Below are 19696 nucleotides of genomic sequence, written 5' to 3' on the forward strand. Positions count from 1 at the left end.
CCCATCGCGGGGCAAATGTGCCAACAGCGCAGCCATGCCTCGCTTCGATAAATCCACGCTCCCCTCCCGCCACGTCAGCGTCGGGCCCGAGCGCGCGCCGCACCGTTCCTATTACTACGCGATGGGGATCAGCGAGGAGGACATCCAGAAGCCGTTCGTGGCGCTCGCCAGCGCCGGCAACGATAGCGCGCCGTGCAACACCACGCTCGACGTGCAGGCGGACGCGGCGCGGGCCGGGGTGATCGGCAACGGCGGCATGCCGCGCCGGTTCAACACCATCACCGTGACCGACGGCATCGCCATGGGGCATCAGGGGATGAAGGCGTCGCTGGTCAGCCGCGAGGTGATCGCGGACTCGGTCGAGCTGTCGGTGCGCGGCCATTGCTACGACGCGCTGGTCGGCTTCGCGGGGTGCGACAAGTCCTTGCCGGGCATGATGATGGCGATGCTGCGGCTCAATATCCCGTCGATCTTCGTCTATGGCGGCTCGATCCTGCCCGGCCGCTTCGACCAGCGCGACGTCACCGTCGTCGATGTGTTCGAGGCGGTGGGCCAGTATGCCGCGGGCAGCTGTCCGCTGGAACGACTGACCGCACTCGAAAAGGTCGCATGCCCCGGTGATGGCGCCTGCGGGGGTCAGTTCACCGCCAACACCATGGCCTGCGTCGGCGAGGCGATCGGATTGTCTTTGCCGAACAGCAACATGGTGCCCGCTCCTTACAGCAGCCGCGAACAGATCGCGATCGCCGCCGGGGCGCAGGTGATGGAGCTGGTCGAGCGTCAGCTGCGCCCGCGCGACATCTGCACCCGCGCCGCGTTCGAGAACGCCGCGCGGGTGGTGGCGGCGACCGGCGGCTCGACCAACGCCGCGCTGCACCTGCCGGCGATGGCGAACGAGTGCGGGATCGACTTCGACCTGCACGACGTCGCGCGCGTGTTCAAGGACACGCCCTACCTCGCCGACCTCAAGCCCGGCGGAAAGTATGTCGCCAAGGACATGCACGACGCGGGCGGCGTTTACATGCTGATGAAGACGATGCTGACCGGCGGGCTGCTCGACGGCGATTGCCTGACCGTCACCGGCCGCACGCTGGGCGAGAACATCGACGAGGTGACGTGGAACCCCGACCAGAAGGTGATCTATGCCTTCGACACGCCGATCACGCCGACCGGCGGCGTCGTCGGTCTGCGCGGCAGCCTCGCGCCCGACGGCGCGATCGTGAAGGTCGCCGGGATGCACCGGTTGCAGTTCGAGGGGCCGGCGCGCTGCTTCGACGGCGAGGAGGCGGCGTTCGCGGCGGTCGAGGCGCGCGACATCGACGAGGGCTGCGTCGTCGTGATCCGCTATGAAGGACCGAAGGGCGGGCCGGGCATGCGCGAGATGCTGTCGACCACCGCCGCGCTCTATGGGCTGGGGCTGGGCGAGAAGGTGGCGCTGGTCACCGATGGCCGCTTCTCGGGCGCGACGCGCGGCTTCTGCATCGGCCATGTCGGACCCGAAGCGGCGGACGGCGGCCCGATTGCGCTGGTAGAGGACGGCGACCCGATCCGCATCGATGCGGAGGCCGGCACGATCGACCTGCTGGTGTCGGGCGACGTGCTGGCGCAGCGCCGTGCCGCATGGCGCGCGCGCGACAACGGCTATGGCTCGGGCGCGCTGTGGCGATACGCGCAGAATGTCGGCCCCGCGCATCTCGGCGCGCTGACGCACCCCGGTGCCAAAGCGGAAAGTCACGTCTATGCGGATATTTAACCTACGCTCCTCATACGAGAGATCAGGTGAACGGCACAGCCGTGGTAAGGCTAGTGCGACCACTTTTGCGTTGCTTCTCGCCGCGTGCGGCCAGCAAGCTCACGACCAGCAACAAGCGATGGCCAACGAACGGGCCGCCGAAGCCGCGCTCCCGCGCTTCCCCTGCGCGAGCGGCACCGCCGCGCTCGCGCCGGTCTGCACCGCCGAACGCATCCGCACCGCGCAGGGCTGGGTCATCACCGTGCGTCACCCCGACGGCCATTTCCGCCGCCTGCTGGTGAAGGACGACAACAGCGTCACCGCCGCCGACGGCGCACAGCCCGCCGTCGTCAGGCAGGACGGCACCGAGATCGAGGTCGCGATCGCCAACGACCGCTACCGCCTCCCTGCCGCACGCTGATGCTGCCGATCGACGGCCAGCCGATCCTCACGGCCGCGCAGATGCGTGCGGCGGAGGAACGCGCCGCGCCGACCCCCGACGCGATGTACGGCCTGATGGAGCGGGCAGGGGCAGGGGTGGCCGAAGCGGTCCGCCGCCTAGCGGCCGGCGCGGAGGTGCTGATCCTCTGCGGACCCGGCAACAACGGCGGCGACGGCTACGTCGCGGCGCGGGTGCTGCGGGCAGCGGGGCACCCGGTGCGGGTCGCGGCGCTGGGCGAATCCGTCACCGACCTCGCTCGGCGTGCGCGGGCGGCGTGGGACGGCCCGGTCGAGGCGTTTCCTGCGGCACTCCCCGACGAGGCGGCGTATGCTCCCGTCGTCGTCGACGCGGTGTTCGGCACCGACCTGTCGCGCCCGCTCGCGAACGACGCGATGGCGGCGATCGGCGCGCTGGTCGCGTACGCTCACCTGTCGGTCGCCGTCGACCTGCCGAGCGGGATCGACGCCGATACCGGGGCCGAGATCAACCGTCTCCAGATACCCGAGTTCGACCTGACGCTGGCGCTCGGCGCGCTCAAGCCGGCCCATGTCCTTCAGCCCGCGGCCGAGCAGTGCGGCGCCGTCCGGCTGATCGATATCGGCCTCGGCCTCGACGAAATCGGCTCCCCGCGCGACAACGTCAGTCCCGACCAGGCGATGGCGGCTCCTTGGCTGCACGCGCCGTACAGCTGGAATCACAAATACTCGCGCGGCATGGCGGTGGTGATCGCCGGCGCGATGCCGGGCGCGGCGGCGCTCGCGATCGAGGCGGCGATGCGCGCGGGCGCGGGCTACGGTCTGCTGCTTGCCGAGGACGCGCCCGGCCTGCCGCATGCGGTCGTGCGTCGCCCCTGGTCCGCGGACGCGCTCGCCGAGGCCGTCGACGGCAAGCCCAAGGTCGTGATCGTGATCGGTCCCGGCCTTGGGCGGGGGGCGGACGCGCTGGCGAAGCTCGACGCCGCGATCGCCTGCGATTGCTCGCTGGTGATCGACGGCGACGCCCTCCACCTGCTCGAAGAGCGGCACCTCGCGCTGTTTCGCGAGCGCACCGGCGTGGCCCCCGACCGGCGCGTCGTCCTCACCCCCCATGCCGGCGAGTTCGCCGCGCTGTTCGGCAAGCCGAGCGGCTCCAAGATCGAGGCCGCCCGACAAGCGGCAAGACGGGCCGGCGCGACGGTGGTCTACAAGGGCCCCGACACGGTCGTCGCGCACCCGAACGGCCACACCAACACAGCCCGGCTCGGCAGCACTTGGCTCTCCACCGCCGGCACCGGTGACGTGCTGGCCGGCACGATTGCCGGGACATGGCACGCCGCAACGCCGTTCGGCGGGGTCGAAGCCGCAGTCTGGCTCCACGCCGAGGCCGCGCGCCGCTGCGGCGCGAGTTTCATCGCCGACGACCTCGCCCACGCGCTGACCGCCGCGCGCGCGTCGCTATGTCGCTGATCGTCCGCGTCGCCGCGCGGGGTGACGGCATCACCGCCGATGGCCGCCACGCCGCCTCCGCCGCCCCCGGCGACACGCTGACCGACACCGGCGAGGTCATTCCCGGCCCGCACCATCAGCCGCCGCCCTGCCGTCACTTCCCCGAATGCGGCGGCTGTCAGCTCCAGCATCTCGACGACGACAGCTACGCCGCCTTCGTCGCCGACCGCATCGCCACCGCGCTCGCGGCGCAGGGGATCGAGGCCGACCTCCGCCCCACCGCCTTGTCGCCGCCACGCACCCGTCGTCGCGCGACGCTGCATGCCGAGGGCGGACTGATCGGCTTTACCGAGCAAGCGTCGCACCGCATCGTCGACATGCGCGAGTGCCACGTCCTGCACCCGGCACTGTTCGTGCTCGTCGGGCCGTTGCGCGCGCTCGTGCAACGGCTACGACCAAAGGGCAGGGTGGAACTCCACCTCACGCTCGCCGATCAGGGCGTCGACCTGCTCGTCAAGGCGACGCTGCCCCCCGGCCTTGCCGCCGCCGAGGCGATCACCGCCTTCGCGCAAGCCCACGCGCTTGCCCGGCTGAGCATCGACGAAGGCTACGGCCCGGAGGCACGTTGGGAACCGCAGCCGGTCACCGTCACGCTGGGCGGCACCCCCGTCGCACTCCCGTCCGCCGCCTTTCTCCAGGCGACGGCGGAGGGCGAGGCCGCGCTCGTCGCCGCCGTGCGCGAGGCCACCGCCGGTGCCGCCACGGTCGCCGACCTGTTCGCCGGCCTCGGCACCTTCGCGCTGGCGCTGCCCGCCAAGGTCTATGCCGCCGAGGGGGCCCGCGACGCGCATCTCGCGCTCAAGGCGGCGAGCGCGCAGCGGCCGTTGTTCACCGAGCATCGCGACCTGTTTCGCCGCCCGCTCACCGTGGCCGAGCTGGATCGGTTCGACGCGATCGTCCTCGACCCGCCCCGCGCCGGCGCCCGCGAACAGATCGCGAAGATCGAGGCCGCCAAGACGCCGCGCCTCGCCTATGTTTCCTGCAATCCCAGCAGCTTCGCGCGCGATGCGAAGGCATTGTGCGAGGGAGGCTGGCGGCTGGATTGGGTCCAGCCCGTCGGCCAGTTCCGCTGGTCGACGCATGTCGAACTGGCGGCGCGGTTCAGCCGCTAGAGCGCGACGACCTTAGGCCCGACCATTTCTTACCGTTCGCCCTGAGCGAAGTCGAAGGGTGTGGGACTCACCTGTGCTTCGACTTCGCTCAGGGCGAACGGGGCAAAGTGAGGTCGGCATGCTTTAAGGATAGACCGCGCCCACGAAATACAGCCCGTCCGCCGGCGCGTTGAGCGGCAGCTTCGCCCGATCGCGTGCGCCCAGCGCCGCTGCGAGGTCGTCCGGCGTCCACCGCCCCAGCCCGACCTCCGCCAGCGCCCCCACCATCGAGCGCACCTGATGATGCAGGAACGACCGCGCCGCCGCGCGCACGGTCACCCGCTCGCCGTCGCGCACGACCGTCAGCGTGTCGAGCGTTCGCAAGGGGCTGTCCGCCTGACAATGCGCCGACCGAAAAGTGGTGAAGTCATGCCGCCCGACCAATCGCCGTGCGCCCGCGTCCATCGCCGCAGCGTCGAGCGGCCGCGTCACCTGCCACACCAGCCCGCGCTCGACCGTCAACGGCGCCCGTCGGTTGACGATGCGGTATTCGTATGCGCGCCCGAGGCAAGAGAACCGCGCATGCCAGTCGTCCGCGATCGCCTCGCAGCTCAGCACCGCCACCGGCGCCGGGCGCAGCAGGGCGTTGAGCGCCTCCATCAGCCGGAACGGCGCGATCGGCTTGGCAATATCGACATGCGCCCGCATGGCCAGCGCATGCACCCCCGCGTCGGTCCGCCCCGCCGCGTGGACCGCCGCCGCCTCGCCCGTCACCGCCAGCACCGCCGCCTCCAGCGCGCCCTGCACCGACACGCCGTGCGCCTGTCGCTGCCACCCCACGAACGGCCGCCCGTCATATTCGACCGTCAGCGCGAACCGCGTCAAAGCTGCGTCCCGGCGGGGATGGGAAAGCCGCGGAGCAGGTCGGTCGCCGTCATCGGCTTGCCGCCCGCCCGCTGGACCAGCGTCGGCCGGATTGCGCCGTCGCCGCACGCGATCGTGAGATGCTCGTCGACGACTGTCCCTCGCCCCGAAGGAGAGAGTGACAGCATTTCGGCCGCCAGCACCTTGACCCGCTCGCCCGCCACCTCGAACCATGCCCCCGGCGCGGGGTTCATCGCCCTGACCAGCCGCTCCACCTCAATCGCTGGCCGCGACCAGTCGATCCGCGCCTCCGCCTTGTCGATCTTCGCCGCATAGGTGACGCCGTCGTCGGGCTGCGCCACCGCCACCCGCGCGTCGAGCGTCGCCAGCGTCTCCACCATCAACGCCGCGCCCAGCTGCGCCAGGTCCGTCGTCAGCTCACCCGCCGTCCGGGCGCCGATCGCGACCCGCCCGTCGAGCAGCACCGGCCCGGTATCCAGCCCCGCCTCCATCCGCATGATGCACACGCCCGTCTCGTCGTCGCCCGCCATGATCGCGCGCTGTACCGGCGCCGCTCCGCGCCAGCGCGGCAGCAGCGAGCCGTGGACGTTCAGACAGCCGAGCCGCGGCGCGTCCAGCACCGGCTGCGGCAGGATCAGGCCATAGGCGGCGACCACCGCGATGTCCGCCCCCAGCGCCGCGAACGCCGCCTGCTCGTCCGCCCCGCGCAACCTCGCCGGCGAGCGCACCGCGATCCCCAGCGCCGCCGCCCGCCGCTGCACCGGCGACGGCACCAGTTCGCGCCCGCGCCGCCCGCCCGGTCGTGGCGGCTGCGTGTACGCCGCGACGATCTCGTGCCCCGCCGCCGCCAGCGCGTCGAGCGTCGGCACCGCGAAGTCGGGCGTTCCCATGAAGACGATCCGCATGGCGCGGCTTTGATGCGGGGGGGCCGCGCTGGCAACCCGTGCTCCTGCGAAGGCAGGAGCCCAGGGCGGCGGAAACCGGCGCGCGCGGGTCTGGGCTCCTGCCTTCGCAGGAGCACGGACGAGGTGACGCGATGCGGAAGAGCAACTATCTACTCCTAATGGCCTCCCGCGAGATCGAGACCCTGACCCAGGCGCTCAGCCGCCTTCCCGGCCTCGGCCCGCGATCGGCGCGGCGTGCCGTGCTCCATCTGCTCAAGCGTCGCGAGGCCGCGCTCGGCCCGCTGCTCGCCGCGTTGCAGGCGGTGGAGGCGCATCTCGCCACCTGTTCGACCTGCGGCAATGTCGACACGTCGGACCCCTGCACGATCTGCGCCGACCCGCGCCGCGACGCGCGCGCGCTGTGCGTGGTGGAGGAGGTCGCGGACCTGTGGGCGCTCGACCGCTCGCGGCTCTTCCCCGGCCGCTTCCATGTGCTGGGCGGGCGATTGTCGGCGCTGGAAGGCGTCCGGCCGGAGGACCTCGCGATCGACACGCTGATCGCCCGCGTCGAGGCGGGCGGGATCGACGAGGTCGTGCTGGCGATGAACGCGACACTGGAGGGTCAGACCACCGCGCACTACGTGGCCGAACGCATCGAGCGCTTCCCGGTGCGGGTGACGCAGCTCGCCCACGGCCTGCCGGTCGGCGGCGAACTGGATTACCTCGACGAAGGCACGCTGGCGCAGGCGCTGCGGGCAAGACGACCGGTCAGCTGATCCTTCCCGTTCACGGGGAGGATTGGGTTGACCCCCGCATCGCCCCAACCTAGCGCCGCCCCCCATGGCCGTCCTCCCCATCGTCGAAGTCCCCGACCCCCGCCTGCGCCTCGTCTCCGGCCCGGTCGACGCGATCGACGCCGCCACGCGCGCCTTCGTCGCCGACCTGATCGAGACGATGTACGCCGCCAAGGGCATCGGTCTCGCCGCGATCCAGGTCGGCGTCGATCGCCGCATCCTGGTCATCGACCTGCAGGCGGAGGAGGACGCCGAGGGCAAGCCCGTTCGCGACCCCCATGCCTATCTGAATCCCGAGATCCTGTCGGTGTCCGACGAGCTGTCGGTCTACAACGAGGGCTGCCTGTCGATCCCCGAGCAGTATGCGGAGGTGGCGCGCCCCGCGTCGTGCCGCGTCCGCTGGCAGGACGAGCAGGGCGGGGACCACGAGGAGGACATGGACGGCCTGCTCGCGACCTGCATGCAGCACGAGATCGACCATCTGAACGGCGTGCTCTTCACCGACCATCTGTCGCGGCTGAAGCGCGATATGGTGATGAAGAAGCTGACGAAGATGCGGAAGATGGCCTGACTCTCCAATCTCCGGTCCTTTCGTAGCGGCCTAGAGCCGGGAACCCGCTTTCCCTTTAGCCCCGGGTGAAAACAGGGCTGTCCTGCCACACTCGTTCCGGCTACGTTCCACCATCGGCCATCCGGGTCGGTCGGATCGGGAGCTTTCACGTGCGACGTAGCGAGATGATCGTGAGGTTCCGCCATGACTGAGCTGGCGCTGGTCGCGCTGCTGGCGCTCGCCGCCGGGTTGCTGATCGGGTGGCTGGTCGCGGCGCGTCGCACCGGCACGCTCGCCAGCGACCTCGCCGTCGCCAACAGCCGCGCCGCCGACGCCGACCTGATCCGCCAGACCCGCGACGCCGTCGAACGCGAGCGCAACGCCGCGCATCAGGACGTCGCCGCCTTGCGCGCCGCCGCCGAAGCACGCGATCAGGCCCACGCCCGCCACGTCGAGCAACACGCCGACCTCGCCCGCAAGGCCGATACCATCGAGGCCGAGCGTAGCCGCCTCGCCGCCGACCTCGCCGCGCTCCGCTCGCAGGCGCTGGAGCGACAGCAGGCGCATGCCGACAACCTGACCGCGATGCGGACGCATTTCGAGGCGGCCGCCGGCCAGGCGCTGGAGGTCGCGCAGACCAAGTTCCTCGACCGCGCGCATCAACGCTTCACCGAATCGGAGAAGTTGCAGGGCGAGAAGCTGTCGCAACTGCTCGCCCCCGTGAACGACCGCCTCACCCGCTACGAAGAGACGGTGACCAAGGTCGAACAGGAGCGCCGCTCCGCCTTCGACACGCTCGACGGCCAGATCAAGGCGATGCGCGACGGGCAGGAGCGCGTCTCGACCGAGGCCGCGCGCCTCGTCAACGCACTCCGCAACGCGCCCAAGGCCCGCGGCCGCTGGGGCGAGCAACAGCTCCGCAACGTGCTGGAGACCTGCGGCCTCGCCGAGCATACCGACTTCGCGATGGAGGTCAGCGTCACGGACGGGGAGGGCGGTCGCCTGCGCCCCGACGCGGTCGTCCGCGTACCCGGCGGCAAATCGCTCATCATCGACGCCAAGGTGTCCCTCAACGCCTATCAGGACGCCTTCGATGCGGTCGACGACGAGGCGCGCAAGCTCGGCCTCGCCGCGCACGCCCAGTCGATGAAGAACCACGTCACCGGGCTGGCGGGCAAAAGCTATTGGTCGCAGTTCGACGACACGCCCGAATATGTCGTGATGTTCGTGCCGGGCGAACACTTCCTCACCGCCGCGCTGGAGCACGACCCGACGCTGTGGGACTATGCCTTCGACAAGCGCGTCCTGCTCGCCACCCCCACCAACCTCATCGCCATCGCCCGCACCGTCGCGGCGGTGTGGCGGCAGGAAAAGCTCGCGGGCGAGGCGCGCGCGATCGCGGAGCTGGGCAAGGAATTGTACGCGCGGCTGGCGACGATGGGCGGGCATGTCGCTCGAGTCGGACGAGCCCTCGATCATGCGGTGGTCGGGTACAATGCCATGGTTGGGAGCCTAGAAAGTCAAGTCCTGACAAGTGCGCGAAGGTTCGAGACTCTGAATATCGATACTGGTGCAAAGCAGCTTGACGCGCTTCCAATCGCCGAGCAATCTACACGTCCGCTCACTAAACTGGTGAGCACAACTGCAAAGGAGAATGATCCAACGGCCGGGAAGGGCCGCGACTAATTTCGCTTCAGTTCTAATAGGTTGGCTAACATCTTAGCAAGCGCGATAAGACCCGAAGAACGGCACCGCAAATTGCTCGTATCGCGGCCACTCTGACAAAGACTGAGGCTTCTTCATAACGGAGCAAGTCCATGAGCAGGTTGATTTTCGACCTGCATCAGGATCGCGAGCAGTTGTGGAAGTGGCATGGGTGCGCCCCTGGCTCTAACCAGCTGATCGTGTCGCGTCGCTCATACGAGCTTCGTTCGACCTGCCAGGAAGCGCTTAGTCGCTTTCTTGATTGTGTCGCACGAGCAGAGCGTCGGTAGATGCAGGGGAGTAGGTGGACACGTTCACCTACTCTCCGCCTCGTCAGGTTCGCCCCAGCACCTCATACGCCATCACCGCGGTCGCGACCGCCGCGTTGAGGCTGTCGGCCTTGCCCAGCATCGGCATCTTCACCAGCAGGTCGCACGCCGCCGCATAGTCGGCCGGCATTCCCTGCGCCTCGTTGCCCGTGAGCAGGAAGGTCGGGGCCGCATATTGCGCCGCGCGATAGTCGCCGCCGTCGAGGCTCAGCCCGACCAGCTGCCCCGGTCCGCCGCGCAGCCAGGCGAGGAACGGCGCCCACTCGCTCCGCACCACCGGCACCGTGAACAGCGCCCCCATGCTCGCGCGCACCGCCTCGACCGAGAACGGATCGACGCACTCGCCGATCAGGATCAGCCCGCCGGCACCGACCGCATCGCCGGTTCGCAGGATCGTGCCCAGATTGCCGGGGTCGCGCAGCCGCTCGGCGACCAGCCAGATGTCGCTCGCGGTCCGGTCGAGCGCGTCGAGCGGCGTGTCCCAGGCGTCGAACACGCCCACCACCGCCTGGGGATTGTCCTTGCCCGACAGCTTCGCCAGGATGTCGGGCGTGGTCGCGATCGCCTCGCCGCCCGCCGCCTCGACCTCGGCGATCAGCGTCCGCACCAGCGGATGCGCGGCACTCGCCTCGGCGAGGAACACCAGCACCGGCAGCCGTCCGCCCTCGCGTGCCTCGATCAGGATGCGGAGTCCTTCCGCCAGGAAGCGCCCCGACTCGCGACGATGACGCTTGTCGCGCAGGTCGCGGACCTGTTTGACGAGCGGATTGGAATAGGCGGTGATCGTTCGCACGCGGCGGCGCTACACCGGGCGGGCCGTCGCGGCAAAGCCGTCCGGCGTCACTCTTCCCCGAACTTCGCCTCGACCAGCGTCGCCATCGCGGCCACCGCGCCGTCCGCGCCGTCGCCGGTGGCGCTGATCCGGATCGTGTCGCCCATCGCCGCGCCCAGCATCATCAGCCCCATGATGCTGGTCCCGGTCACCGGCTCGCCCGCGCCGTCCTTCTCGACCAGCAGCTCGCACGGCTGCTCGCTGGCAAGCGTCACGAACTTGGCCGACGCGCGCGCATGCAGCCCGCGCTTGTTGGTGATGAGGACGGAGCGTGCGCTCTCGCTCATGCCGCCGCCTCGCCGAGAACCTCGGAGGCGACAGAGATGTATTTGCGCCCCGCCTCGCGCGCGGCGGCGACGGCGGCGGTGACGCCCATCGCCTTGCGCGCGGAACCGAGCCGGATCAGCATCGGCAGGTTCATGCCCGCGATCACCTCGACCCGTCCGCGCGCCATCAGCGAGATGGCGAGGTTCGACGGCGTGCCGCCGAACAGGTCGGTCAGCACGATCACGCCCGAGCCGTCGTCGACGGCGGCGATGGCGGCGGCGATGTCGTCGCGGCGCGACTCCATGTCATCCTCGGGGCCGATCGCGACGGGCGCGATCTGCTCCTGCGGGCCGACGACGTGCTGCATCGCGGTGACGAACTCCTCCGCCAGCCGTCCGTGGGTCACCAGAACCAGACCGATCATCGTGCCGTATGCTTACCTGTGCCATCGGCCGGCAGGCGCGAGCCCTCCAGCGAGTCCTGCGGCGCGGCCCGGAGGTCGCGGTGGGTCACCGTGGGCGAAAAGCCGCGCTCGTGCAACCACCGCCCGAGCCGGTCGGCGACGTGGACCGACCGGTGTCTCCCCCCGGTACACCCGATCGCGACGGTAACGTACGACTTCCCCTCCGCCCGGTAGCGCGGCAGCAGCAGCGCGATCAGCTCCTCGATCCGCCCGACCGCTTCGGCGTAGGCCGGGTCGGCCGCGACATAGGCGGCGACGTCCGGGTCCAGACCGGTTCCCGGCCGCAGCGCCGGCACCCAGTGCGGGTTTTGCAGAAAGCGCATGTCGAACACCAGGTCGGCGTTGCGCGGCAGCCCGCGTGCGAAGCCGAACGACATCACCGACAGCACCGGCGCGTCGCTGTTGCCGCCCGCAAACATCTGTCGCACCTGCCCGGCCAGGTCGTGCGCCGACAGGCTGGTGGTATCGATCAGCCGGTTCGCCCAGTCGCGCAACGGCGCCAGCAGTTCGCGTTCGCGCGCGATGCCATCCGCCGCCGGCCGATCGTCGGCGAGCGGATGCCGCCGTCGCGTCTCGGTATAGCGTCGCTCCAGCTCGCTGCCCGCACAGTCGAGGAACAGCGCCCCGATCGCCACGTCCTCGCGCTTCCTCAACTCGGTCACCCGTGCGACGACCCGCTCGGGATCGAAGTCGCGCGTCGTCGATCCCAGCCCGATCGCCAGTGGACGCGGCGTGTCGCCCTCCGGCATCGCGCCGATCAGTCTGCCCAAGAGGGGAAGAGGCAGGTTGTCGACGACCTCCCACCCCAGATCCTCCAATGTCTTGAGCACGGTCGACTTGCCTGCGCCCGACATGCCGGTGACGATCAGCACGGTCGCGCCGCTCATGGTGCGTTCTCCGGCTGACGCAGCGCCCATTCGACCTTGAGCGGCCCCGACGCGCGGAACGGGTCGATCACCAGTTCGCGCACCGCCAGCCCGGCGATCTCGCGCGTGTGCCGCTCGGGCAGCCTATCCTCCTCGACGCCGAGGCGCACCAGCAGCGCCACCGGCGCGGCCGTGACATGGGGCACCGCGACGATGCCGAGCCCACGCACCTCGATCCGCCCCGCCATCCGCTCGGGCGCGTGAGCCGTCAGCCGCTCGCCGTCTCGCACCAGTCGGGTCCGGTCGTCACTGACCAGTACCGCGCCGCGATCGATAAGGCGCAGCGCCAGGTCGGACTTGCCCGCCCCTGACGGCCCCTCGATCAGCACCGCGCGTCCTTCGATCGCGACGGTGGTGGCGTGCATGGTCTGAGAGGGCGGGTCGGTCAGCTCAGGCTCCAAGGCGCGAGGGGGCGAGCGGCAGGCGGATGACGAAGCGCGCCCCCACCAGCCGGTCCTCGCGTGATTCGGCGACGATCTCGCCCTGATGCCCCTCCACGATGGTCCGCGCAATCGCGAGGCCCAGCCCCGAATGCTGCCCGAACGCCTCCGTCTCCGGCCGGATCGACTGGAAGCGGCGGAAGATCGATTCGCGCGCGTCCTCCGGCACGCCGGCGCCCTCGTCCTCGACGCGGACCACCAGCTCGTCGTGTTCGCGTGCCGCCGCGACGCTGACCAGCCCACCGTCGGGCGAGAAGGATACCGCGTTGTCGAGCAGGTTCTCGAACACCCGCTCCAGCCGCGCGCCCTCGCCCAGCACCGTGAACGGCCCGTCGCCGGCCCGGTCGAAGCGGATGCGGACGCCGCGTTCGTGCCCGCGTTCCTCGCGCTGGCCGAGCAACCCCTCCAGCATCGCCGCCACGTCGATCGGCTCGAACGTCGCGCGGCTCAGCTGCGCGTCGAGCCGTGACGCCTCCGAAATGTCGGTGATGAGCCGATCCAGCCGCCGCACGTCGTCGCGGACGATCGCGAGCAGGCTCGCCTGCAACGCCGGATCGGTGACGCGGCCCAGCCCGTCGACCGCCGATCGCAGCGAGGCGAGCGGGTTCTTCAACTCGTGCGTCACGTCGGCCGCGAACGCCTCGGTCGCGTCGATCCGCGCGCGCAGCGCCAGGCTCATGTCCGACAGCGCGCGCGCCAGCAGCCCCAGCTCGTCGCGGCGTGACGGCAGGCGCGGCACCACCACCTCGCGCGCGCGCCCCAGCCGAACGCGCACCGCCGCGCGCGCCAGCCGCCGGAGCGGCCGCACGATCGTGCGCGCCAGAAACAGTGACAGCAGCACCGACACCAGCGTCACGACCAGCAGCAGCACCGCCAGCCGGAACCGCTCGACCCGCACCGTCTGCGTGATGTCGCGCGCGTTGACCGACGTCAGCACCACCCCATCGTCACCGATCGGCGAGGCGGCGGTGATGACATAGGTGCGGTCGGGCGCGCGCCACACGGTGGCGGCGATGATCTTGCCCTCGCGCGCCGCCTTGGCGTCGGGCCACTGCGCGCCGTTGCGGCGCTCGCGATACAGCGGCTGGCGCGGCGCCCCCACCACCGTGTCGACCGTCGCGTCAAGGAAACGCGCGACGTCCTGTCCCCACGGGTCCTTGTCGGGGTCGGTCAGCTGGAAATTGTGGACGCCCAACGCGCGGCTGTCGGCGAGCAGCTTGCCGCCCGCATCGTACATCCGCACGCGCAACCCCGAATCGTCGGCGAGCCGCACCACCATCTCGTCGCGCCGCCGCGTCCCGCCGGCGGTGATCGCCTCGCCGATCAGCCGCGCCTCGCGCAACGCCTGCGCCACGCGGTTGTCGATCAGCCGCGTCCGGAACGAGTCGAGATAGAAGAACCCGCCCGCCAGCAGCAGCAGCGCCACGATGTTGACCGCCAAGATGCGCCGCGTCAGCGAGATTTGCCCCGACCAGCGCAGCGTCAGGTCGCTGCCCTCGTCGTCCGGATCGTCGACGCGCGGCGACCGTCGCTTCCAGCGCAGCGCCACTAGCGCAGGTGCCGACCGGCGTGCGTCACCGCCACCGTCCCGCCGCGCCGGGACAACGGGGCGGCATGGCCGGCGACCGCTTTAATCGTCGGAGAAGCGATAGCCGGCACCGTACAGGGTCTCGATCGCGTCGAAGCTGGGATCGACCTGCCGGAACTTGCGCCGCAGCCGCTTGATGTGGCTGTCGATGGTGCGGTCGTCGACATAGATGTCGTCCTGATACGCCGCATCCATGAGCTGGTTGCGCGTCTTCACGACGCCGGGCCGCTGCGCCAGCGTCTCCAGGATCATGAACTCGGTGACGGTCAGCGTCACCGCATCACCCGCCCAGGTGGTGCGGTGGCGCGCCGGGTCCATCAACAGTCGTCCGCGTTCGACCGGCACCGCCGCCACCGTGTCCGCCTCGCCCGGCAGGGGGGCGACCTCCGTGCGGCGGAGGATGGCTCGGATGCGCGCGATCAGCAGCCGCTGGCTGAACGGCTTGGCGATGTAATCGTCCGCGCCCATCGCGAGGCCCAACGCCTCATCCAGCTCGTCGTCCTTACTGGTCAGGAAGATGACCGGGACGTGGCTGCGCTCACGCAGGCGCCGCAACAGCTCCAGCCCGTCCATTCGCGGCATCTTGATGTCGAGCACCGCCAGGTCGGGCGGGTTCTCGGTCAGCGCCTTCAACGCCGTCTCCCCGTCCGAATAGACGCGCGTCAGGAACCCCTCGGTCTGCAACGCGATCGACACGGAGGTCAGGATGTTGCGGTCGTCGTCGACCAGGGCGATCGTGGCCGTCATGATGGGCAGGGCGGTAAGCCATCGCGCGGCCGCACTCAACCGTGCGCTCGCCACGCCCTCGCTTGGCGTCCGCGACGAAATGCCGCATTGGCGGCCGATGGACACCGATCTGCCGGACTTTCGCACCCGTGCCTCGTTGCGCGCCGATCTCGGCAGGATCGGCGTGCGTGCCGGCGACACCGTCATGGTTCATGCCGCCATGAGCAAGGTCGGGCCGCTGCTGAACGGCCCGGACGCACTGGCGAACGCGCTGCTCGATGTCGTCGGCGCAGATGGCACCATGCTGGTCTACACCAGCTGGGACAGTGTCCACGACGACCTGCTTGACGACGACGGACGTGTCCTGCCCGAATGGCGCGACCATGTGCCAGCCTTCGATGCGCGGACATCGCGTGCAGTGCGGATGAACGGCGTCATCGCCGAGTTCGTCAGGACCATGCCGGGGGCTCGGCGCAGCGCTAATCCCGGCGCCTCCGTCGCGGCGGTCGGCAAGCTCGCCGACTGGATCACCGCCGATCACCGGCTCGACTACGGCTTCGGCGAGGACACGCCCTTGTCCAGGCTGGTCGAGGTCGGCGGTCGCGTGCTGATGGTGGGCGCGCCGTGGGATACCATGACGCTGATCCACCATGCCGATCACCTCGCCGACATTCCCGACAAGCGGCTGGTCCGGATCGAGGTGCCGCTCGCCGGTCCGAACGGAACGCTATGGCCGATGATGGAGGAGTTCGAGACCGGCGATCCGGTGCATGAGGGCTTGCCTGACGACTATATCGAACGGATCGTCACCGCCTATGTCGAGGGTGGCGGCGGGCGTCAGGGGCCGGTCGGACTTGCGCCGTCGTTGCTGGTCGACGCTTCCCCGATGCTCGCCTTCGCCATCGAGTGGCTGGAGGCGTGGGTCCGCCGACCCCGTTCCGGCTAATCCTGTCGATTTGACGCTCCCCGCCGCCACCGATAAGCGCCGGATCAGATCGGGCATTGCCCGCAAGCATTTGCATAAGAGAGGTTTGTCTTTGAGCCAGCGTGTTCCCGCAGTCGGCCTGTCGGAGGGGCTGGGCCACGACTATCCCCTGAACGCCGAGGTGCACTGGAACCTGACGGCGCCCGCGCTGGTCGAGGCAGCGGTGGCACGCGGCGAGGGCAAGCTCGCCGCCGATGGTCCGCTGGTGGTGGAAACCGGCCCGCATACCGGCCGGTCGGTCAAGGACCGCTTCATCGTCCGCGACGCGCAGACCGAGAGTACCGTGTGGTGGGGCAAGTCCAACCAGCCGATGGACCCGGATGCGTTCGGTCGCCTGAAGGCGGACTTCCTCGCCGCGCTGGGTGAAAAGGAGACGCTGTTCGTCCAGGATCTCCACGGCGGGTCGCAGCCGTCGCATCGCGTCAAGGTGCGCGTCGTCAACGAGTTCGCCTGGCACAACCTGTTCATCCGCACGATGCTGGTGCGGCCCGAGGAGAAGGAGCTGGCCGGCTTCCGCCCCGACTATACGATCATCGACCTGCCCAGCTTCCGCGCCGATCCCGCGCGACACGGCTGCCGGTCGGAGACGGTGATCGCGGTCAGCTTCACCGAGCGGCTGATCCTGATCGGCGGCACCCGTTATGGCGGGGAGATGAAGAAGTCGGTGTTCAGCCTGCTCAACTATCTGCTGCCGCCGACCGGCGTCATGCCGATGCACTGTTCGGCCAACATCGGCCCGAACGGCGACACGGCAGTGTTCTTCGGCCTGTCCGGCACCGGCAAGACGACGCTGTCGGCCGACGCCAATCGCACCCTGATCGGCGACGACGAGCATGGCTGGTCCGACACCGCCGTCTTCAATTTCGAGGGCGGCTGCTATGCCAAGATGATCCGCCTGTCGGCCGACGCCGAGCCGGAGATCTTTGCGGTGACCAAGCGCTTCGGCACCGTGCTCGAAAACGTGGTGATGGACCCCGACACGCGCGCGCTCGATCTGGACGATCCGACGCTCGCGGAGAACAGCCGCGGCGTTTATCCGATCGACTTCATCCCCAACGCCAGCGCCGACAATCTCGGGCCGGTGCCGACCAACATGATCTTCCTGACCGCGGATGCCTATGGCGTCATGCCGCCGATCGCGAAGCTGACGCCGGATCAGGCGATGTATCACTTTCTGTCGGGCTATACCGCCCGGGTGGCGGGGACCGAGATCGGCGTGGTCGAGCCCGACGCGACCTTCTCCACCTGCTTCGGCGCACCGTTCATGCCGCGCCATCCATCGGTCTACGGCAACCTCCTCAAGGAGCGGATCGCGGCGGGCGGGGTCGATTGCTGGCTGGTCAACACCGGCTGGACCGGCGGCAAGTACGGCGTCGGTCACCGCATGCCGATCAAGATCACCCGCGCGCTGCTCAACGCCGCGCTCGACGGCAGCCTCAACCAGGCGGAATTCCGCACCGACCCGAACTTCGGCTTCGAGGTGCCGGTCGCGGTGTCGGGCGTCGACTCGACCATCCTCGACCCACGCCAGACCTGGGTCGACAAGAACGCCTACGATCAGACCGCCGCGCAGTTGGTCGAGCGGTTCGTCGAGAACTTCACCCAGTTCGCCGACGGCGTCGACGAGGGCGTCCGTCAGGCCGCGCCGAAGGTGACGCGCGAGACCGCGACCGCGTGATCCTCATCCGCCACTGATCGTCATCCCGCCTTCGCAGGGCAACGATCAGTGGCGGATCTGGCGGCCCACACTACGCCGCCACGATCCGCCCCAGCACTGTCATCGGCACCGGGCCCGCGCCCACGACGCGGTCGTCGAACGCCTTCAGGTCCAGCCGCCCCTTCGCCGTCTCGCGCAGCCGCAGGATCTCCGAATGGCCGACCTTGTAGGCGCACGCCTGACCCGGCCAGCTGCAATAGCGGTCGACCTCGCTCCCGACCTCGACGGGGTCCTGCCCGTTGGCGTCGGCGAACCACTGCACCGCCTTGGCACGCGACCAGCGCTTGGCGTGCAGTCCGGTATCGACCACCAGTCGGCACGCGCGAAACGCCATCGACTGGAGGAAACCCAATCGGTTGACCGGGTCGTCGGCATACATGCCCAGCTCGTCCGCCAGCTGCTCGGCGTACAACGCCCATCCCTCCTGATAGGCGCTGAAGCTCAACAGGTTGCGGATCAGGGGTAACCGAAACGCATATTCGCCCTGCCACGCATGGCCCGGAATCGCCTCGTGATAGGCGAGCGTCGGCAGCGAATAGCGCGGCAGCCCGCCGGGGTTCCGCAGGTTGATCCACAGCCGCCCCGGCGTCGACCCGTCGATCGCGCCCGACCCGCCATAGGCACCCGCGGCGCCCGGCTCCTCCGCGATGGGGATGCGCCGCACCTCGACCCGCCCGCGCACCGGATGCGCGAACGCGGTCGCCAGCTTTGGCCGGATCGCATCGATCTGCGCTTGCAGGAACGCGATGATCTGCGCCCGCCCGGTGTCGTTATCGGGGAACAGGAAGCGCGGGTCCTTGCCCAACGCCGTCATCCGCGCGCCCACCGACCCCTGCGTATACCCCAGCGGCCGCAGGATCACGTCCATCTGCGCCTGATAGCGCGCCAGCTCGTCCAGCCCCTGCGCGTGCAGCTCGTCAGGCGAGCGCGTCGTCGTCGTCGCCGACCGCAGCGCCCAGCGGTAATAGGCGTCGCCGTGGGGCAGCCGCCACACACCCGCGTCGCTCCCCGCCCGCGTGCGCTGGTCGCGCAGCGCCGCGATCTGGCGGCCGAAGGCAGGCAACACCCGCTCGCCCGCGATCCGCGCCGCCTCCGCCCCATGCGCCGGGTATTTCGTCGCCAGCCGGGTCACCATCTCCCACGCCGCCGGATCGCCGGCGCGCACGGTCGTCAGCTGCGCCAGCGCCTTGTCGAGCAGGAAATCCGGCGGCACCGCGCCCGCCGCGGTGCCCAGCCGCACCCGCTCGGTTTCGCCGTCCAGTTCGGCCGCAAAGCCGGCGAGGCGCTGTAGATAGTACCCCGCATCCGCCTCGTTCTCCAGCTTCTGGGTCACCGTCAGCAGGCGCGGCACGTCGATATACGCGCCGACGTTCTGGATCACCGGATAGGGCGAGTTACGCCAGCTTCCCGTCGCCACTTCGCCATAGGGAAAGGCGAACCCCTCCAGCGCGGTCGTGTAGCTGGTCCGCACCACGTCGACATGAACCTTCGTCGTCGCATCCAGCGTCGCCGGATCGAGCCGATCGAGCGCCGCCAGATCCTGCCGCAGCCCCGCCGCTACCGCCCGCTGTCCGGCCACGCTACGATCGGGCAGCTTGCCGCGCAGCTCGGCGCGCGTGCCGCTATCGACGCCCAGCTCGGTCGCGTCGGCCGGGTAAGCCCGGCAGAACCGGTCTGCGATCGCGTCCAGCGTCGAGGTGGCGCGGGGCGCTTCGGCGGCATTGGCGGGCAGGGCGGCCACCGCGAGCGAGGCGGTGCCGGAGGCGAGCAGGTCACGGCGATTCAGCATGGTCCATGCATCCGCCAAAGCGGCACGCCCCGCAACTCCCTTCGCCGCCGGCGGCAGGGCAGGTGGAA

19 protein-coding genes are annotated in these 19696 nt (G+C 70.0%); 9 read left to right on the plus strand and 10 right to left on the minus strand.

Translation table 11 applies throughout. The features are described 5' to 3' along the window. Positions 1-34: 34 nt before the first annotated feature. From ilvD to ACOFKS_RS12800, 4 genes are all read left to right on the plus strand, one after another. Positions 35-1753: a dihydroxy-acid dehydratase gene (gene ilvD / locus ACOFKS_RS12785; protein ID WP_419809630.1), complete on the plus strand. Its 1719-nt coding sequence runs from the start codon at positions 35-37 to the stop codon at positions 1751-1753. A gap of 118 nt (positions 1754-1871) precedes the next feature. Beyond that, positions 1872-2153 carry a hypothetical protein gene (locus ACOFKS_RS12790; RefSeq protein ID WP_419809631.1) on the plus strand — a complete coding sequence of 94 codons (282 nt, stop codon included), beginning with the start codon at positions 1872-1874 and terminating at the stop codon, positions 2151-2153. Then, positions 2153-3619, plus strand: a complete 1467-nt coding sequence (locus ACOFKS_RS12795) for an NAD(P)H-hydrate epimerase (protein WP_419809632.1) — start codon at positions 2153-2155, stop codon at positions 3617-3619. The genes ACOFKS_RS12790 and ACOFKS_RS12795 overlap by 1 nt, the downstream gene beginning before the upstream one ends. Then, positions 3610-4770, plus strand: coding sequence for a class I SAM-dependent RNA methyltransferase (locus ACOFKS_RS12800; RefSeq protein ID WP_419809633.1), 1161 nt, complete (start codon positions 3610-3612; stop codon positions 4768-4770). The genes ACOFKS_RS12795 and ACOFKS_RS12800 overlap by 10 nt, the downstream gene beginning before the upstream one ends. 123 nt (positions 4771-4893) lie before the next feature. Here ACOFKS_RS12800 and truA read toward each other — a convergent pair whose 3' ends face one another. Continuing rightward, complete coding sequence (gene truA, locus ACOFKS_RS12805) at positions 4894-5634, minus strand: tRNA pseudouridine(38-40) synthase TruA (protein ID WP_419809634.1); 741 nt, start codon at positions 5632-5634, stop codon at positions 4894-4896. Beyond that, the gene (gene fmt / locus ACOFKS_RS12810) at positions 5631-6539 is read right to left on the minus strand and encodes a methionyl-tRNA formyltransferase (RefSeq protein ID WP_419809635.1); all 909 of its coding nucleotides are present in this window, start codon (positions 6537-6539) and stop codon (positions 5631-5633) included. The genes truA and fmt overlap by 4 nt, the downstream gene beginning before the upstream one ends. Before the next feature lie 158 nt (positions 6540-6697). On the opposite strand from fmt, the gene recR reads away from it, so the two are divergent. From recR to rmuC, 3 genes are all read left to right on the plus strand, one after another. Then, positions 6698-7294: a recombination mediator RecR gene (recR, locus tag ACOFKS_RS12815; RefSeq protein ID WP_419809636.1), complete on the plus strand. Its 597-nt coding sequence runs from the start codon at positions 6698-6700 to the stop codon at positions 7292-7294. Between the two features lie 64 nt (positions 7295-7358). Further along, positions 7359-7883: a peptide deformylase gene (def, locus tag ACOFKS_RS12820; protein ID WP_419809637.1), complete on the plus strand. Its 525-nt coding sequence runs from the start codon at positions 7359-7361 to the stop codon at positions 7881-7883. A 183-nt stretch (positions 7884-8066) separates the two neighbouring features. Beyond that, entirely contained in the window at positions 8067-9548 is a 1482-nt protein-coding gene (gene rmuC, locus ACOFKS_RS12825; protein WP_419809638.1) for a DNA recombination protein RmuC, read from the plus strand. 351 nt (positions 9549-9899) lie between these two features. On the opposite strand, the gene ACOFKS_RS12830 is transcribed toward rmuC, so the two are convergent. The 7 genes from ACOFKS_RS12830 to ACOFKS_RS12860 form a co-directional block, all read right to left on the minus strand. After that, positions 9900-10688: a TrmH family RNA methyltransferase gene (locus tag ACOFKS_RS12830; RefSeq protein ID WP_419809639.1), complete on the minus strand. Its 789-nt coding sequence runs from the start codon at positions 10686-10688 to the stop codon at positions 9900-9902. A 47-nt stretch (positions 10689-10735) separates the two neighbouring features. Further along, the gene (locus ACOFKS_RS12835) at positions 10736-11014 is read right to left on the minus strand and encodes an HPr family phosphocarrier protein (RefSeq protein ID WP_419809640.1); all 279 of its coding nucleotides are present in this window, start codon (positions 11012-11014) and stop codon (positions 10736-10738) included. Further along, a complete protein-coding gene (locus ACOFKS_RS12840) occupies positions 11011-11418 on the minus strand; it encodes a PTS sugar transporter subunit IIA (protein ID WP_419809641.1) in 408 nt (135 codons plus the stop codon). Before ACOFKS_RS12840 ends, ACOFKS_RS12835 begins: the two co-directional genes overlap by 4 nt. Continuing rightward, complete coding sequence (gene rapZ / locus ACOFKS_RS12845; RefSeq protein ID WP_419809642.1) at positions 11415-12344, minus strand: RNase adapter RapZ; 930 nt, start codon at positions 12342-12344, stop codon at positions 11415-11417. The genes ACOFKS_RS12840 and rapZ overlap by 4 nt, the downstream gene beginning before the upstream one ends. Beyond that, positions 12341-12748, minus strand: coding sequence for an HPr kinase/phosphorylase (locus ACOFKS_RS12850; protein WP_419809643.1), 408 nt, complete (start codon positions 12746-12748; stop codon positions 12341-12343). Before ACOFKS_RS12850 ends, rapZ begins: the two co-directional genes overlap by 4 nt. 25 nt (positions 12749-12773) lie before the next feature. Further along, positions 12774-14372, minus strand: coding sequence for a stimulus-sensing domain-containing protein (locus ACOFKS_RS12855; RefSeq protein ID WP_419809644.1), 1599 nt, complete (start codon positions 14370-14372; stop codon positions 12774-12776). An 81-nt stretch (positions 14373-14453) separates the two neighbouring features. Beyond that, on the minus strand, positions 14454-15158 hold the full coding sequence (locus ACOFKS_RS12860) for a response regulator (RefSeq protein ID WP_419809645.1): 705 nt from the start codon (positions 15156-15158) through the stop codon (positions 14454-14456). Between ACOFKS_RS12860 and aac(3) the strand changes: the two genes are divergently transcribed. Together aac(3) and ACOFKS_RS12870 are read left to right on the plus strand one after the other, a co-directional pair. Further along, on the plus strand, positions 15157-16083 hold the full coding sequence (gene aac(3), locus ACOFKS_RS12865) for an aminoglycoside 3-N-acetyltransferase (RefSeq protein ID WP_419809668.1): 927 nt from the start codon (positions 15157-15159) through the stop codon (positions 16081-16083). The genes ACOFKS_RS12860 and aac(3) overlap by 2 nt on opposite strands. A 91-nt stretch (positions 16084-16174) precedes the next feature. Next, positions 16175-17800: a phosphoenolpyruvate carboxykinase gene (locus ACOFKS_RS12870; RefSeq protein WP_419809646.1), complete on the plus strand. Its 1626-nt coding sequence runs from the start codon at positions 16175-16177 to the stop codon at positions 17798-17800. A 70-nt stretch (positions 17801-17870) separates the two neighbouring features. Here the strand turns inward: ACOFKS_RS12870 and ACOFKS_RS12875 are convergent, their stop codons facing one another. Then, complete coding sequence (locus tag ACOFKS_RS12875; RefSeq protein ID WP_419809647.1) at positions 17871-19628, minus strand: DUF885 domain-containing protein; 1758 nt, start codon at positions 19626-19628, stop codon at positions 17871-17873. Positions 19629-19696 lie beyond the last annotated feature (68 nt).

Source organism: Sphingomonas sp. (assembly GCF_965200135.1).
Classification (GTDB): domain Bacteria; phylum Pseudomonadota; class Alphaproteobacteria; order Sphingomonadales; family Sphingomonadaceae; genus Sphingomonas.